This window comes from Micromonospora sp. R311 (assembly GCF_056780015.1).
The window spans coordinates 19,081-33,083 of record NZ_JBSWCE010000018.1; the positions used below are offsets into that span (position 1 = coordinate 19,081).

General features: G+C 74.4%; 13 protein-coding genes and 1 pseudogene. 8 read left to right on the plus strand and 6 right to left on the minus strand.

All coding sequences use genetic code 11. The features are described from left to right. Window positions 1–67: 67 nt before the first annotated feature. Together AC1WTP_RS16870 and AC1WTP_RS16875 are read right to left on the minus strand one after the other, a co-directional pair. Window positions 68–655 (minus strand): annotated as a pseudogene (locus AC1WTP_RS16870) (phosphoribosyl-AMP cyclohydrolase); the annotation flags it as partial. A 159-nt stretch (window positions 656–814) separates the two neighbouring features. After that, window positions 815–1,210 (minus strand): MerR family transcriptional regulator, encoded by a 396-nt coding sequence (locus tag AC1WTP_RS16875; protein ID WP_481650210.1) that lies wholly within the window; start codon window positions 1,208–1,210, stop codon window positions 815–817. 112 nt (window positions 1,211–1,322) lie between these two features. Between AC1WTP_RS16875 and AC1WTP_RS16880 the strand changes: the two genes are divergently transcribed. From AC1WTP_RS16880 to AC1WTP_RS16890, 3 genes are read left to right on the plus strand one after another with little or no spacing between them, the layout of a single operon-like run. Next, window positions 1,323–2,114: an ABC transporter ATP-binding protein gene (locus tag AC1WTP_RS16880; RefSeq protein ID WP_481650211.1), complete on the plus strand. Its 792-nt coding sequence runs from the start codon at window positions 1,323–1,325 to the stop codon at window positions 2,112–2,114. Next, window positions 2,111–2,866 carry an ABC transporter permease gene (locus AC1WTP_RS16885; RefSeq protein ID WP_481650212.1) on the plus strand — a complete coding sequence of 252 codons (756 nt, stop codon included), beginning with the start codon at window positions 2,111–2,113 and terminating at the stop codon, window positions 2,864–2,866. Before AC1WTP_RS16880 ends, AC1WTP_RS16885 begins: the two co-directional genes overlap by 4 nt. A gap of 56 nt (window positions 2,867–2,922) precedes the next feature. Further along, the gene (locus AC1WTP_RS16890; protein WP_481650213.1) at window positions 2,923–3,516 is read left to right on the plus strand and encodes a TetR/AcrR family transcriptional regulator; all 594 of its coding nucleotides are present in this window, start codon (window positions 2,923–2,925) and stop codon (window positions 3,514–3,516) included. Here the strand turns inward: AC1WTP_RS16890 and AC1WTP_RS16895 are convergent. Continuing rightward, the gene (locus tag AC1WTP_RS16895) at window positions 3,492–4,373 is read right to left on the minus strand and encodes a sigma-70 family RNA polymerase sigma factor (RefSeq protein ID WP_481650214.1); all 882 of its coding nucleotides are present in this window, start codon (window positions 4,371–4,373) and stop codon (window positions 3,492–3,494) included. The genes AC1WTP_RS16890 and AC1WTP_RS16895 overlap by 25 nt on opposite strands. 75 nt (window positions 4,374–4,448) lie before the next feature. On the opposite strand from AC1WTP_RS16895, the gene AC1WTP_RS16900 reads away from it, so the two are divergent. Then, a complete protein-coding gene (locus AC1WTP_RS16900; protein ID WP_481650215.1) occupies window positions 4,449–4,892 on the plus strand; it encodes an SRPBCC family protein in 444 nt (147 codons plus the stop codon). Window positions 4,893–4,913: 21 nt separating this feature from the next. Here AC1WTP_RS16900 and AC1WTP_RS16905 read toward each other — a convergent pair whose 3' ends face one another. Further along, window positions 4,914–5,675 carry a DUF2470 domain-containing protein gene (locus tag AC1WTP_RS16905; RefSeq protein WP_481650216.1) on the minus strand — a complete coding sequence of 254 codons (762 nt, stop codon included), beginning with the start codon at window positions 5,673–5,675 and terminating at the stop codon, window positions 4,914–4,916. 70 nt (window positions 5,676–5,745) lie between these two features. On the opposite strand from AC1WTP_RS16905, the gene rpsD reads away from it, so the two are divergent. Next, window positions 5,746–6,357, plus strand: a complete 612-nt coding sequence (gene rpsD, locus AC1WTP_RS16910; RefSeq protein WP_481650217.1) for a 30S ribosomal protein S4 — start codon at window positions 5,746–5,748, stop codon at window positions 6,355–6,357. Between the two features lie 91 nt (window positions 6,358–6,448). Here rpsD and AC1WTP_RS16915 read toward each other — a convergent pair whose 3' ends face one another. After that, a complete protein-coding gene (locus AC1WTP_RS16915) occupies window positions 6,449–8,188 on the minus strand; it encodes an ABC transporter ATP-binding protein (RefSeq protein ID WP_481650320.1) in 1,740 nt (579 codons plus the stop codon). A gap of 50 nt (window positions 8,189–8,238) precedes the next feature. Continuing rightward, entirely contained in the window at window positions 8,239–10,125 is a 1,887-nt protein-coding gene (locus AC1WTP_RS16920) for an ABC transporter ATP-binding protein (RefSeq protein WP_481650321.1), read from the minus strand. A 164-nt stretch (window positions 10,126–10,289) separates the two neighbouring features. On the opposite strand from AC1WTP_RS16920, the gene AC1WTP_RS16925 reads away from it, so the two are divergent. The 3 genes from AC1WTP_RS16925 (at window position 10,290) to AC1WTP_RS16935 (ending at window position 13,950) form a co-directional block, all read left to right on the plus strand. Continuing rightward, complete coding sequence (locus AC1WTP_RS16925) at window positions 10,290–10,919, plus strand: TIGR03085 family metal-binding protein (protein ID WP_481650218.1); 630 nt, start codon at window positions 10,290–10,292, stop codon at window positions 10,917–10,919. A 125-nt stretch (window positions 10,920–11,044) separates the two neighbouring features. Further along, a complete protein-coding gene (locus AC1WTP_RS16930; protein WP_481650219.1) occupies window positions 11,045–11,986 on the plus strand; it encodes a terpene synthase family protein in 942 nt (313 codons plus the stop codon). A gap of 137 nt (window positions 11,987–12,123) precedes the next feature. Then, the gene (locus tag AC1WTP_RS16935; protein WP_481650220.1) at window positions 12,124–13,950 is read left to right on the plus strand and encodes an AMP-dependent synthetase/ligase; all 1,827 of its coding nucleotides are present in this window, start codon (window positions 12,124–12,126) and stop codon (window positions 13,948–13,950) included. Window positions 13,951–14,003: the final 53 nt, after the last annotated feature.

Here is a 14,003-nt window from a genome sequence, read left to right on the forward strand (position 1 = left end):
CCTCGGCCAGGTCCGCCCCGGCCACCTCGGCGATCTCGGCGGCGTGCCGGCGGACCAGCGGCAGGACGCCGGTGACCAGGCGGGCCGCCGCCGCGCAGAGCTGGCCGGTGGAGCCGGGCCGCAGCCCGAGGCAGAGCAGCATGTCGTCGCGGTAGCCCGGGGGCGCGACCGGCAGGGCGAGCACGGCGGCGAAGGCGGCCCGCCGGGAGACCACCCGGACCGAGGCGTTGGCCAGCCGGAGCACCGACGGGCAGAGCCGGGCCAGGTCGGCGGCGGCCAGCCGGACCCCGGCGTGGTCGCCGGCGTCCCGCGCCCCGGCGACCTTACCGAGCGTGGCGACCAGCTCCTCCAGCTGTGGCTCGCCGGCCGGCTGGCAGAGCACCGGCAGGTCGATCCGGGACCGCCAGTGCGGGTCCGCCCAGAGCAGCCGGGCCGGTGCGGCGACCGGCAGCCCGAACGCCCAGTCGGCCGGTTCGCCGAGCCGGGTCACCCAGGACCGGACGTCCTGGGTGGCCACCGAGACGTGGGTCAACCGGCCGGCGTGCTCGGCGAGGTAGGCCCGGCGGGCGGCGTACGGCGCGCCGCCGAGCAGCACGTCCACGTCGACGTCGCTGTGCGCGGTGGCCGCCCGCCGGGCGTGGCTGCCGCGCAGCATGATGCCCACGACGGGCCGCTCGGCCGCCGCCCGCAGCCGGGCGATCCAGTCCGCGAGGAACCCACTGTCCGGTGACGGAGGGTAGTCCACGAGGTCATCGTGTCGTACGCCCGATCGGGGCGCAATGCCCGTTGGCGGACGTGGTGTCCGGTCCGGGGCCTATGCGCCCTCCAGCTCCCCCTCCGCCCGCCGGTACGCGTCGATCTTGTGGTCGAGCACCTTCAGGTCCTCCGCCAGCTCGGCCATCCGCGCCAGCACCCGGGCGCGGTGCGCCTCGAACAGCGCCCGCCGGGCGCCCAGCGTGCCGTCGCCCTGCCGGGCCAGGTCGGCGTAGCGGCGCATGTCCCGCACCGGCATCCCGGTCCGCCGCAACCGGGTGAGCAGGAAGAGCCAGTTGACGTCCCCGGCGGTGTACCGGCGCCGCCCGGCCGAGTCCCGGCCGACCGGGGCGACCAGCCCTTCCTGCTCGTACCAGCGCAGCGTGTAGGTGGTGAGGCCGACCCGCTCGGCCGCCTCGCCGACGGTGAGCGTGCTCTCTCGGGTGCTGATGTCCACGGTTCCAGGCTGGCAGTTCGAGCCCGCTCGAAGTCAACCCCCCGTTGCGCGCGGGGCGATATCTCATCTAGCGTTGAGTTCAACAGGTGTTGAGTTCTTGGGGAGGTGTGCGATGGACGACGCGATCGCCGTCCGCGACCTGGTCGTCGACCGGGGAGGGCGGCGGGTGCTGCACGGGATCAGCGCCACGGTGCCGCGCGGCGTGGTGACCGGGCTGCTCGGCCCGAGCGGCAGCGGCAAGACCACGTTGATGCGCGCGGTGGTCGGGGTGCAGGTGGTCACCGCCGGCACGGTCACCGTGCTGGGCCGGCCCGCCGGGTCGGCCGAGCTGCGCCGCCGGGTCGGCTACCTGACCCAGGCGCCGAGTGTCTACGCCGACCTCACGGTGCGGGAGAACGCCCGCTACTTCGCCGCCCTGCACGGGCGCAGCCGGGCCCACGCCGACCAGGCGGTGGCCGACGTCGGGCTCACCGCCGCGGCGACCCAGCTGGTCGGCACCCTCTCCGGCGGGCAGCGCAGCCGGGCCTCGCTGGCCTGCGCCCTGGTCGGCGACCCGGAGCTGGTGATCCTCGACGAGCCGACCGTCGGGCAGGACCCGGTGCTGCGGGCCGACCTCTGGGCCCGGTTCCACGAGCTGGCGGCGGCCGGTACGGCCCTGCTGGTGTCCAGCCACGTGATGGACGAGGCGGCCCGCTGCGACCGGCTGCTGCTGATCCGGGAGGGCCGGCTGATCGCCGACGACACCCCGGACGCGGTCCGGGCCGCCGCCGGGGTGGCCGACCTCGACGAGGCGTTCCTGCGGCTGATCAGAGCAACCGAGACGAGCGGGGCCGGCGTCGGGCCGGCCACCGGCGGGGACGGCACGGCGGGCCGCAGCGGCGACGCCGGACGGGAGGCGTCGTGAACCCGAGGATCCTGGCGGTCACCACCGGCCGCATCCTGCGCCAGCTGCGGCACGACCGGCGCACCGTGGCCCTGCTGGTGGCGGTGCCCGCGCTGCTGCTCACGCTGGTCTACTACATGTACGCCGACCAGCCCGCCGCGCCCGGCCAGCCGTCCACCTTCGACCGGATCGCGCTGATCATGCTCGGCTTCTTCCCGTTCATCATCATGTTCCTGGTGACCAGCATCGCGATGCTCCGCGAGCGCACCACCGGCACGCTGGAACGCCTGCTCACCACGCCGCTGGCCAAGGCCGACCTGCTCTTCGCCTACGGCATCGCCTTCGGGCTGGCCGGCGCGGTCCAGGCCATCGTGGCCTCGGCCGTGGCGTACTGGCTCTTCGACCTGGACACCGCCGGCAGCAGCGGGCTGGTGATCATGATCGCCGCGCTGAACGCGGTGCTCGCGGTCGCGCTGGGGCTGTTCTGCAGTGCCTTCGCCCGCACCGAGTTCCAGGCCGTACAGTTCATGCCGGTCGTGGTCGCACCCCAGCTGCTGCTCTGCGGGCTCTTCGTGCCCCGGGGTGAGATGGCCGGTTGGTTGCAGGCGATCAGCGACGTGCTGCCGCTGTCGTACGCCGTCGAGGCGTTGCAGGAGGTCGGCGCGAACGCCGAGCCGACCGGCACCATGTGGCGGGACGTGGCGGTGGTCGCCGGCGCGGCGGTGCTGGCGCTGGTGCTCGCCGCGGCCACCCTGCGGCGGCGCAGCGGCTGACGGTGGCCGCCGTGGCGGGGGCCACGGCGCGGGAACGGAACGAGTGAAGGGCGGCGATGGTACGGCGGACCGGCCGGCGACCCGGCAAGCCGGGCACCCGGGAGGCGATCCTCGACGCGGCGCGGGCCGCGTTCGCCGAGCGGGGCTTCGACGGGGCCTCCATCCGTGCCATCGCCGCCGCGGCCGGGGTGGATCCGGCCCTGGTGCACCACTACTTCGGCAGCAAGGACCAGCTCTTCCTGGCCGCCATGAACGCGCCCGTCGATCCGGGCGAGCTGATCCCGCGGATCCTCGCCGGCGACCGCGACGGCATCGGCGAGCGGCTGGTCCGGCTCTTCCTCGGAATATGGGACTCGCCGGCCGGCCACGCCGGCGTCGCCCTGCTGCGTTCGGCGGTGAGCAACGAGTGGACCGCCCGGCTGATGCGGGAGTTCCTGACCACCCAGGTGCTGCGCCGCGTCCTCGACCACCTCGACATGGACCCGGCCGAGCTGCCGCTGCGCGGGTCGCTGGTGGCCAGCCAGTTGATCGGCCTGGCCATGATGCGGTACGTCATCAAGCTGGAGCCGGTCGCGTCCGCGCCGGCGGAGACCCTGGTCGCGACGGTCGGCCCGACCGTCCAGCGCTACCTCACCGGGAAACTGGCCTGATCGAGGACCGCGACCTGGAGTTCGCGCAGGCGTGCGGGGTCGGCCAGGATCTCGATCCCGGTGATCAGCCGGTCCCCGAGCGTGAAGGTCAGGACGGTGACCAGCCGGCCGTGCGCGGCGACGACGACGCCGACCGCCCCGTTGACCAGCGCCGGCTCGGCGTACCGGCTGCGGCCGGAGAACATGAGCGCCTGCTCGGCCACGGCCCGCGCACCGCGGACCTCCCGGACCGCGCCGGCCGGCGCCCCGGCGTCCGCGCGCGCGACCACGCCCGGGTCGAGCAGCGCGAGCAGGGCGTCGAAGTCCCCGTCGCGGGAGGCGGCGAGGAACGCCTCGACGACCTGGCGCTGGCGGGTCAGGTCGGGGGCGGCCACCGGGACGGCGCCGCGTACCCGCCGGCGGGCACGGCTGGCCAACTGCCGAGCCGCGGTCGGCGTCCGCCCCACGATCGGGGCGATCTCCGCGAAGGGCACGGCGAACATGTCGTGCAGCACGAACACCAGCCGTTCGGCGGGCGCGAGCTGGTCGAGCACCACGAGCAGCGCGAGCCCGACCGAGTCGGCGAGCACCGCCTCGCGCTCCGGGTCGAGCCGGTCGGCCCGACCCGGCACCTGGTCGGGCAGGGGCTCCTCGCGCCGCGACCGGCGGGAGCGCAGCAGGTTCAGGCAGACCCTGGCGGCGACCGTGGTCAGCCAGCCGTCGACGTTCTGCACGCCGCTGGTGCCCGACCGGCTGACCCGCAGCCAGGTCTCCTGTACGGCGTCGTTCGCCTCACTCGGCGAGCCGAGCATCCGGTAGGCCAGCGCGCGCAGGTGGCCCCGGTTCTCCTCGAACCGTCGCGCAAGCAGGTCGTCCATCCGTCACATTCCTCCGTCCCGCCGTTTCGTAGCACTGACCCGGCAGAGCCAGCCGACGTGACTGGAGGAGAAGACATGTCGCCCATCGTCACCACGATCGAGGTCGCCCGCCCGCCGGCCGAGGCCTTCGCGTACGTCACCGATCCCACCCGCTTCGCCGAGTGGCAGCAGGACGTCGTCAGCGTACGGACGGCCGACGACCGCCCACCCGCCGTCGGTTCGCGGTTCACCACCACGCGTCGCATCGGTCGCGGCGAGCAGGCGATGACCCAGGAGATCACCGAGATCAGCGCGCCGAGGAGCTGGGCCGCGCGCGGCGTGGACGGGCCGATCCGGCCGGACGCGACCATCACCGTCGAACCGCTCTCCGGCGGCGCCCGGTCGCGGATCACGATCAGCCTCGACTTCCGCGGCAGCGGGCTCGGCGAGTTGATCGTCCCCGTCGTCCGGCGGATGGCCGGCAGGGCGGGGCAGGCCAGCTTCCGCAACCTGAAGGAGCGGCTCGACCGGGGCGCCTGACCGACCGGCGGGCCCGGCGGGTCAGCCGCCGTCAGCCGTGGGGTGGGTCGTGACGTGCCGGCAGAGCAGCGGGTGCAGCAGCCGGACCAGCTCGGCGTGGTCGGCCACCGGGTGCGGGAAGGCGAGCCGGGCCCGGCGGCGGGCGGCGCGCCGGCCGTAGGTGACGACCATGCCGTACCGGTCGATCCGGACCACCCGGGGCGCGACGTCGCTGCCGCCGTCGGCGAGGCCGAGCTGCCGGCGCAGGTATCCGGTCACCTGGCCGGCGTGGTGGTCGGCGAGGTCGGCCAGCAGCTCCCCCTCGACCGGGTGCAGCGGGTCGGGCTCGGCCTCGGCGTACGCCGCCGGGTCGATCCGCCGCACCGAGCTGCCGCGTTCCCAGCGGGCCTCGACCACCTCGAACCGGAACAGCCGGAACCGGGTGCCGACGTCGAGCAGGTCACCGGTCGGCTCCACGGCCGCGAAGTCCACCGCCGCCCGGCGGGCCTCGTCGCCGTCGAGCCGGCCGGCCCAGCCGGAGACCCAGGCCCGGCCGAGCGCCGGCGCGCCGGCGGTCGGGGGCAGGTCGAGCACGTCGAGCACCACCGCGACGTCGGCGTCACCGTCGACCGGACGCAGCACCGCGGCGAGGTCGCTGACCACCGGCACCAGCAGCAGCACCCGCCCCTCCGGGTCGGTGACGTGCCGGACGTGGTGCGGGCCGGGCCGGTGGGCCACGTGGACGAGGCCGGGCAGCCGGCCCGCGACGAGGGTTCGGACGATCTCCGCCGGGCTGGGCCGCATGGCACGACCTCCTCAATAGGTTAGGCTTACCTAAGTCGCAGACTAGAGCACCGGAACGGAGACGTCCAGCGTGAACCACCCCAGGCCCAAGGCCCGGCTCTCCCGCGCCCTCGGCATCCCGCTGACCCGCAAGTGCGTGCGGTACTTCGAGCGGCGGCCCTTCCCGCCGGGCGTGCACGGCCGGCAGCGGCGCAAGACCTCGGACTACCAGGTGCGGCTGCTGGAGAAGCAGCGCCTGCGCCACCAGTACAACGTCAGCGAGTCGCAGCTGCGCCGCATCGTCGACGAGGCGGCCCGCGGCGCCGGCAAGACCGGCGAGACCCTCGTCGCGCTGCTGGAGCGGCGGCTCGACGCGGTGGTGCACCGGGCCGGGCTGGCCCGCAGCATCTACCAGGCGCGGCAGCTGGTCGCGCACGGGCACTTCACGGTCGACGGCCGCAAGGTCGACCGCCCCTCCTACCGGCTGCGCCCCGGCCAGGTGGTGGCCGTCCGCGAGCGCAGCCGCGCCGCGCTGCCGTTCCAGCTCGCCGCCAGCGGCGCCAACGCCGTTGACGGCCCGGGCCGGCCCTACCTGTCGGTCGCGCTGACCGAGCTGCGCGCCACCCTGCTGCGCGAGCCCGCCCGGCACGAGGTGCCGGTGATCTGCGACGAGCAGCTGGTGGTGGAGTTCTACTCCCGGTGATCGCACCCCGCGCGATCGTGCAGGTGGTGCCCCTGATCCGCGGTGTTCGCGGCTGTTTCCGGGGCGGCAACTGCACGATCGCGGGGAGGAGTCAGCGGGTCTGCTCCAGCCAGGAGGCGTAGAGCAGGCCGTAGACCGACTCCGGGTCGCGGACCAGCTCGTCGTGCGGCCCGCGCTGCACGATCCGGCCCCGGTCCACCACGATCACCTCGTCGGCGGCCTGCGCGGTGGAGAGCCGGTGCGCGATGGCGAGGGTGGTCCGGCCCCGGGTCACCGCGTCCAGGGTGCGTTGCAGCCGCACCTCGGTGGCCGGGTCGACCGCGCTGGTCGCCTCGTCGAGCACCAGCAGGTCCGGGTCGGCCACGTACGCCCGGGCCAGCGCGACCAGCTGCCGCTCCCCCACGCTCAACGCCTCGCCGCGCTCGCCCACCGGGGTGTGCAGCCCGGACGGCAGGCCGTCCAGCCAGTCGGCCAGCCCCAGCTCGGTGAAGGCCGCGGCCAGCTCGGCGTCGGTCAGCTCCGGCCGGGCGAACCGGACGTTGTCGGCCACCGTGGCGTCGAACAGGAACCCGTCCTGCGGGACCATCACCACCCGCGACCGCAGCGAGGCGAACCGGACCTGGTCCAGCGGCACGCCGGAGAGCAGCACCGCGCCGGCGGTCGGGTCCATCAGCCGGGTGAGCAGCTTGGCGAAGGTGGTCTTGCCGCTGCCGGTCTCGCCGACCACCGCCACCCGGCTCTTCGCCGGGATCTCCACGTCGATGTCGTGCAGCACCGGCGGGCCGCCCGGGTAGGCGAAACCCACCCCGGCGAACCGGATGTCCAGCGGGCCCGGCGGCAGCTCCCGGCCCTGCTCCCCCGGGTCGGCCACGTCCGGCGCGACGTCCAGCACGTCGAGCACCCGACGCCAGCCGGCGATCGCGTTCTGCGCCTCGTTGAGCACCTCGGTGGCGATCTGCACCGGCTGGATGAAGAGGGTCACCAGGAACAGGAACGCGGTCACCTCGCCGATGCTCAGCGTGCGGTCCGCGCCCAGGGTCACCCCGAGCACCACCACGCCGGCCAGCGCCAGCCCGGCGGCCAGTTCACCGACCGAGCTGCCCAGGATGCTGATCCGGATCGCCCGCTGCTGCGCCCGACGCTGGCCGTCGATGGCCTCGTCCAGCCGGCGCGCGGTCCGCCCGGCGATCCCGTACGCCCGGATCACCGGCGCGCCCACCACGCTCTCCCCGATCGCGCCGAGCAGCGCGCCGGTGCGCTGTCGGACCACCCCGTAGGCGGTGCCGAGGCGGCGCTGGAGCACCCGGATCACGAACACCGCGGGCAGGAAGGCGGCGAAGACCACCAGGGTCAGCTGCCAGGAGTACGCGAGCATCACCAGCGTGGTGACCACCAGCTGACCCAGGTTGATCACCAGGATCACGCCGCCCCACTGGAGGAACTGGGTGATCTGGTCGACGTCGCTGGTCACCCGGGAGACCAGCGAGCCCCGGCGCTCGGACTGCTGGTGCAGCATCGACAGGTCGTGCACGTGCCGGAACGCCCGGATCCGCACGTTGGCCAGCGCCGTCTCGCTGACCGTGAACAGCCGGCGCATCATCAGGTAGCCGCAGAGCGTGGTCACCACCAGCACCCCGGCGGTGATCAGAACGACCGTCCAGACCACCCCGAGGTCGAGACCGCCGACGATGCCCCGGTCGATGCCCTGCTGCACGGCCACCGGCACGGCCGCCCGCCCCACCATGTAGACCAGCGCCAGGGCCAGCGTGCCGGCCAGGCCGACCCGCAGCTCCGGGGAGAGCGCCAGGCCGCGGCGCAGCGTCCGCCACATCGTCTCGGTCGGCTCGGGCTGCTCGGCCCCCTGCTCGGACGCCGTAACACTCACCGGTCCACCTCGATCTCCAGGCCCGAGGTCAGCGGCGGCGTGACCTCGTCGTCGTACGGCCGTTCCTGCGCGCGCTCGACCTCGGCCTGCTCGTAGGCGGTGACCAGGTCGGCGTAGCCGGGCACGGTGGCGAGCAGCTCGGTGTGCGTGCCCCGGGCCACCACCCGCCCCTGCTCCAGGTAGATCACCTCGTCGGCCAGCGCGATGGTGGCCCGGCGGTAGGCGACCACCAGGATCGACGCGGCGGGCGTCGACGTGTCGGCGGCCGAGGAGCGCAGCCCGGCCAGGATGGCCGCCTCCACCCGGGGGTCGACCGCGCTGGTCGCGTCGTCGAGCACCAGCAGGCGGGGCCGGCCGGCCAGCGCCCGGGCCAGGGTGAGCCGCTGCCGCTGCCCGCCGGAGAGCGAGGTGCCCCGCTCGCCGACCCGGGTGTCCAGCCCCTCGGGCAGCGCCGCGACGAACCCGTCCGCCTCGGCCAGCCGCAGCGCCGCCCAGACGTCCTCGTCGCCGATGCCCGGCCGGTCCAGGGTGATGTTGGCCCGGACGGTGTCGTCGAAGATGAACGGCACCTGGGCCACCAGCGCGGCGGTGCCGGCCAGCGAGGCGGCGGTGAGCCGGCGGACGTCCACCCCGTCCAGCGCGACCGTGCCGGCGCGCGGGTCGACCAGCCGGACGGCCAGCGAGGCGATGGTCGACTTGCCGGCGCCGGTCGGCCCGACCAGGGCGACGGTCTTCCCGGCCGGCACGGTGAAGGTGACCTCGCCGAGCACCTCGGCGCCGGGCAGGTGCGCCTCGGCCGGCTCGTAGCCGAAGCAGACGTCGGTGAAGGTGAGCGCGGCCGGGCGGGGGTCGGCCGGATCGAGCACGGTGTCGCCGTACGGCATCTCGCCGGTGGCGTCCAGCACCCGGCGCACCCGGTCCCAGCCGGCGACGCTGCGCGGCAGCTCGGCCAGCACCCAGCCGATGGCCCGCACCGGGAACGCCAGCACGGTGAACAGGAAGGCCACGCTGACCAGCTCGGCGACGCTGATCGCGCCCTGGCGCAGCCGGAACGTGCCGACCACCAGCACGGCGAGCGTGCCGAGGCTGGGCAGCGTCTCCAGCATCGGGTCGAAGACCCCGCGCAGCCGGCCCACCGCGACCAGCGCGTCGCGCAGTTCGCCGGCCCGGTCGGCGAACCGGCGGGTCTCCTGCGCCTCCCGGCCCATCGTCTTGACCACCAGGGCGCCGTCGAAGCTCTCGTGGGCGATGCCGCTGACCTCGGCCCGCAGCCGCTGCGCGCGGGCCTGGCGGGGGGCCATCCGGCGGGAGTAGACCACGTTGAGCGCGAACAGCGCCGGGAAGACGGCCAGCCCGACCAGGGCCAGCGCCCAGTCGGTGACGAAGAGGGAGGCCACGGCGCCGACCAGCATCACCAGGGTGCCGACGGCGAAGGGCAGCGGCGCGATCGGGTACCAGGCGGCCTCCACGTCGGAGTTCGCGTTGGACAGCAGGGTGCCGGTGGCGTTGCGGTGGTGCCAGGACAGCGGCAGCTCCAGGTAGCGGCGGGTGACCCGGCGGCGGTAGGCGGCCTGGAGGCGGTACTGCATGTAGCCGGCGCCGAGCCGGCGGCCGACGATGCCGACCACCCGCAGCACGCTGATCCCGAACAGCGCGGCGGCGGCGAGCGCGAGCGTGCCCACCCCCACCGAGCCGCGGGCGATCGCCGGCACCACCACGTCGCCGACCACCGCGCCGACCACGTACGCGCTGGCGATCACCATGCCGCCGAACAGCACGCTGCCGGCCACCGCGACCGCGAAGATGTGCGGCTGCTCCCGGATCGCCCGACCGAGGACGGCCAACCCCCGACCGAGCACGTCCCGACTTGTCCTGCTCGCCACGCTCTCCCCCGCCGTAAGCCGCAATTATCTCCCTCATCCTTACCGGTCGGGGCGAGCTCCGCCGACCCGGACCGCTATGGCCACCGTCACGCGCGCCCGCCGGGCGGGCGCACCGCCGGCGCCGGCGCGGCGCGGCCGGAGGGGGTTCGGCCTAGGATCGATTCATGTCGCGGTACGCCCGATCGGAGCGCGAGGCGCTCGCCGACCTGATGTTGACGCTGGGACCGGACGCACCGACGGTCAACGAGGGGTGGACCACCCGCGACCTGGCCGCGCACCTGGTGGTGCGGGAGCGGCGGCCGGACGCCGCGGGCGGCATCGTGCTCGCGCCACTGCGCGGGTACGCCGAACGGGTCCGCCGGCGGATCGCCGCCCGCCCCTGGGCGCAGCTGGTCGGGCAGCTGCGCCGCCCGCCGGTGTGGAGCCCGGTCAGCAACCCGGTGACCGACGAGCTGGCCAACACCCTGGAGTTCTTCATCCACCACGAGGACGTGCGCCGGGCCGGCGAGCGGTGGCAGCCGCGCGACCTGCCGGCCGGCCTGTCCGCGGCGCTCTGGCGGCGCTGCTCCCCGCTGGCCCGGCTGGCGCTGCGCCGGTTCCCGGCCGACCTGTTCGTCCAGGCCCCGGGGCACGGCGAGGTCTCGGTGGGGCGCGGCGGCGAGCCGGTGCGGATGGTGGGGGCGCCGGGCGAACTGGCGCTGTTCCTGTCCGGCCGGCAGCGGGTCGCCCGGGTGCAGATCGACGGCCCGCCGCAGCTGGCCGACCGGCTCCGCCACGCCCACCTGGGCATGTAACCCAGTGTGCACAATCGGTCACACACAGACGCGAAAGTCGGTCCACCCGATGGATCTGTACCGATCCCTGCTCCCGTAGGCTGTCCGGCGTCGTCCCGTGGGGGGGCGGCGCGACAGGGGGCACCATGCGGACCTTTGCGGTCTCGGCGCTGCGGGAACCCCCCTTTCCCGCCGGGCGTCATGACGGCACGGGCCAGGTGGCTCGGCAGAGCATCGAGTGGGCGCGCAGTTTCGGGCTGATCGATAGCGGGCAGCGACTGCGCCGGGCCGACGTGGCCGGGCTGGCCGGGCGGGCCTGCCCGCACGGGCCGGTCGAGCGGCTGCGGCTCCTCTCCGACCTGGTCGCCTGGCTGTTCGTGGTGGACGACGCCTGCGACGAGGACGGCCTGGGCGACGCGCCGACCCGGCTCGCGCCGACCGTCGCCGCCCTGCTCGACGTGCTGGACCGGCACGGCGACCCGGAAGCGCCGCTGCCGACCACCGCCGGCCCGATCGGTGACGCGCTGGACGACCTCTGCCGGCGGATCCGGGCGGCCGGGCCGCCGGCGGCGCTGCTGCGCTTCACCGGCCAGGTGCGCGACTACCTGCTGGCGCTGCTCTGGGAGGCGGCGAACCGGGAACAGGACCGGGTCCCGCACCTGGCGGAGTACATCCAGATGCGCCGGCACACCGGCGCGGTCGGCCCCAGCCTCACCCTGACCGAACTGGCGCTCGGCGGGCACCCGCGGTCGGCGCAGCGGGCCGAACCGGCGCTGGTCGCGCTGGACCTGCTCGCCGTGGACCTGGTCTGCTGGTGCAACGACGTCTTCTCCTACGGCAAGGAGCGGCGCTCCGCGCCGGACGGGCACAACCTGGTCACCGTGATCGCCCGGGAGACCGGCGGCGACGAGGCGGCCGCGCTCCGGGCCGCCGCCGACCGGTTCAACGACACCCTGGCGGCCTATCTGGCGGCGGAGGCGGCCCTGCTGCCCGACGCGGACGCCGGGCTGCGCCCGGCGCTGGTCGCGCGGCGTAACTGGATCCGGGCCACCTACGACTGGTCCCTGGTGGCCGCCCGGTACGCCTGAATCCGCGTCCACCTCGCGGGACGGCGACGGCCGGTGATCGCCGGGGCTAGCCGACGCCCGGCGACAGGCAATACTCTTCAGTAACGAACACCGACGTGACGACCGTCACGCCTCCACCCCCGAAGGCGGCTACAGCGATGGCTCTCGATGTACCGTACCGTTCCATCCCCGAAATGTTCCTCAAGCGCGTCGCGGCGACCCCCGACCGTGACGCCTTTGCCCATCCGGCCCCGGACGACTCCGGCCCGGTCTGGTTGTCCTGGGCCCAGGTGGCCACGCGCGCCAAGGCCGTCGCCGCCGGCCTGCACGACCTCGGCGTCGGCCAGGAGGACCCGGTGGCCATCCTGGCCAACACCCGGCTCGACTGGGTGATCGCCGACCTGGGCATCATGTGCGCCGGCGGCGCGACCACCACCGTCTACCCGACCACCGAGCCCGAGGACGCGACCTACATCATCGCCGACTCCGGCTCCCGGGTGCTCTTCGCCGAGAACCCGGACCAGGCGGCGAAGGCCGCCGGGGCGCACCTGCCGGCGCTGACCCACGTGGTGCTCTTCGACGGGACCCCCGACCCGGCCGCCGCGGTACCCCAGCTCACCCTGGCCCAGCTGGAGGAGCGGGGCGCGGCCCGGCTCGCCGCCGAGCCGGAGCTGATCGAGAACATCGTCGCCGGCCTCGGCCCGGACCACCTGGCCACGCTCATCTACACCTCCGGCACCACCGGCCGGCCGAAGGGCGTCGAGCTGCTGCACGGCGGCTGGTGCTGGGAGGGCGTCGCGCAGGCCGAGCTCGGCCTGCTCCGCGACGACGACCTGCAGTACCTCTGGCTGCCGCTGTCCCACTCGTTCGGCAAGACCCTGCTCTGCGGCGCGATCCACGTGGGCCTGCCGACCTACGTCGACGGGCGGGTGGACAAGCTGGTCGACCTGCTGTCGGTGGTGCGGCCGACGCTGATGTGCGGCGCGCCGCGGGTCTTCGAGAAGGTCTACAACAAGGCCGTCACCACGGCGCAGGACGCCGGCGGCGCGAAGGCGAAGATCTTCGCCTGGGGCGTCCGGGTGGGCAAGGAGAAGGTCGCCCTCGAGCAGGCCGGCCGGCCGGTCCCGGCCGGGCTGAAGCTGAGGTACGCGGTCGCCGAGAAGCTGGTGTTCAGCAAGCTCCAGGCCCGCCTCGGCGGGCGCATCCGGGTGCTGGTCTCCGGCGCCGCCCCGCTCAGCCCGGACATCGCCACCTTCTTCGCCGCCGCCAACCTGCCGATCTCCGAGGGCTACGGCCTCACCGAGACCAGCGCCGGCAACTTCGTCAACCCGCCGGAGGGGCTGCGCATCGGCACCGTCGGCAAGGCGATGGGCGACCTCGAATGCAAGATCGACACCGACGGCGAGATCCTGGTCCGCGGCCGGCCGGTGATGCGCGGCTACCACAACCTGCCGGAGGAGACCGCGGCCGCGTTCACCGAGGACGGCTTCTTCCGCACCGGTGACATCGGCACGCTGGACGCCGACGGCTACCTGAAGATCACCGACCGGAAGAAGGACCTGGTCAAGACCTCCGGCGGCAAGTACATCGCGCCGTCGCACATCGAGGGCATGTTCAAGGCCACCTGCCCGTACACCTCCCAGGCGGTGGTGATCGGCCAGGCGCGCAACTACTGCACCATGCTGGTCACCCTCGACCCGGACGCGATCAAGGGCTGGGCCGCGGGCACCCCGCTGGAGGGCCGCAGCTACGCCGAGATCGTCGCCTCACCCGAGGCGCAGGCCATGGTCGAGGAGTACGTCGCCCAGCTCAACAGCAAGCTGAACCGCTGGGAGACGATCAAGAAGGTGACCATCCTGCCGCGCGACCTGACCATCGAGGACGGCGAGATCACCCCGTCGCTGAAGATCAAGCGCCGGGGCGTGGAGAGCAACTTCGCCACCGAGATCGAGAAGATGTACGCCGGCACGCTCGCCGAGATCTGAGCGGGCCGCGGTCCCGCGCCCGGCTCCCCGGCCAGGCGCGGGACCGCCTTCCC

Coding starts and splice junctions, on each gene's coding strand:
- AC1WTP_RS16880 (WP_481650211.1), top strand. CDS start 1,323: ATGGACGACGCGATCGCCGTCCGCGACCTGGTCGTCGACCGGGGAGGG.
- AC1WTP_RS16890 (WP_481650213.1), top strand. CDS start 2,923: ATGGTACGGCGGACCGGCCGGCGACCCGGCAAGCCGGGCACCCGGGAG.
- AC1WTP_RS16895 (WP_481650214.1), bottom strand. CDS start 4,373: ATGGACGACCTGCTTGCGCGACGGTTCGAGGAGAACCGGGGCCACCTG.
- AC1WTP_RS16900 (WP_481650215.1), top strand. CDS start 4,449: ATGTCGCCCATCGTCACCACGATCGAGGTCGCCCGCCCGCCGGCCGAG.
- AC1WTP_RS16905 (WP_481650216.1), bottom strand. CDS start 5,675: ATGCGGCCCAGCCCGGCGGAGATCGTCCGAACCCTCGTCGCGGGCCGG.
- AC1WTP_RS16915 (WP_481650320.1), bottom strand. CDS start 8,188: ATGTGGCGGACGCTGCGCCGCGGCCTGGCGCTCTCCCCGGAGCTGCGG.
- AC1WTP_RS16925 (WP_481650218.1), top strand. CDS start 10,290: ATGTCGCGGTACGCCCGATCGGAGCGCGAGGCGCTCGCCGACCTGATG.
- AC1WTP_RS16930 (WP_481650219.1), top strand. CDS start 11,045: ATGCGGACCTTTGCGGTCTCGGCGCTGCGGGAACCCCCCTTTCCCGCC.
- AC1WTP_RS16935 (WP_481650220.1), top strand. CDS start 12,124: ATGGCTCTCGATGTACCGTACCGTTCCATCCCCGAAATGTTCCTCAAG.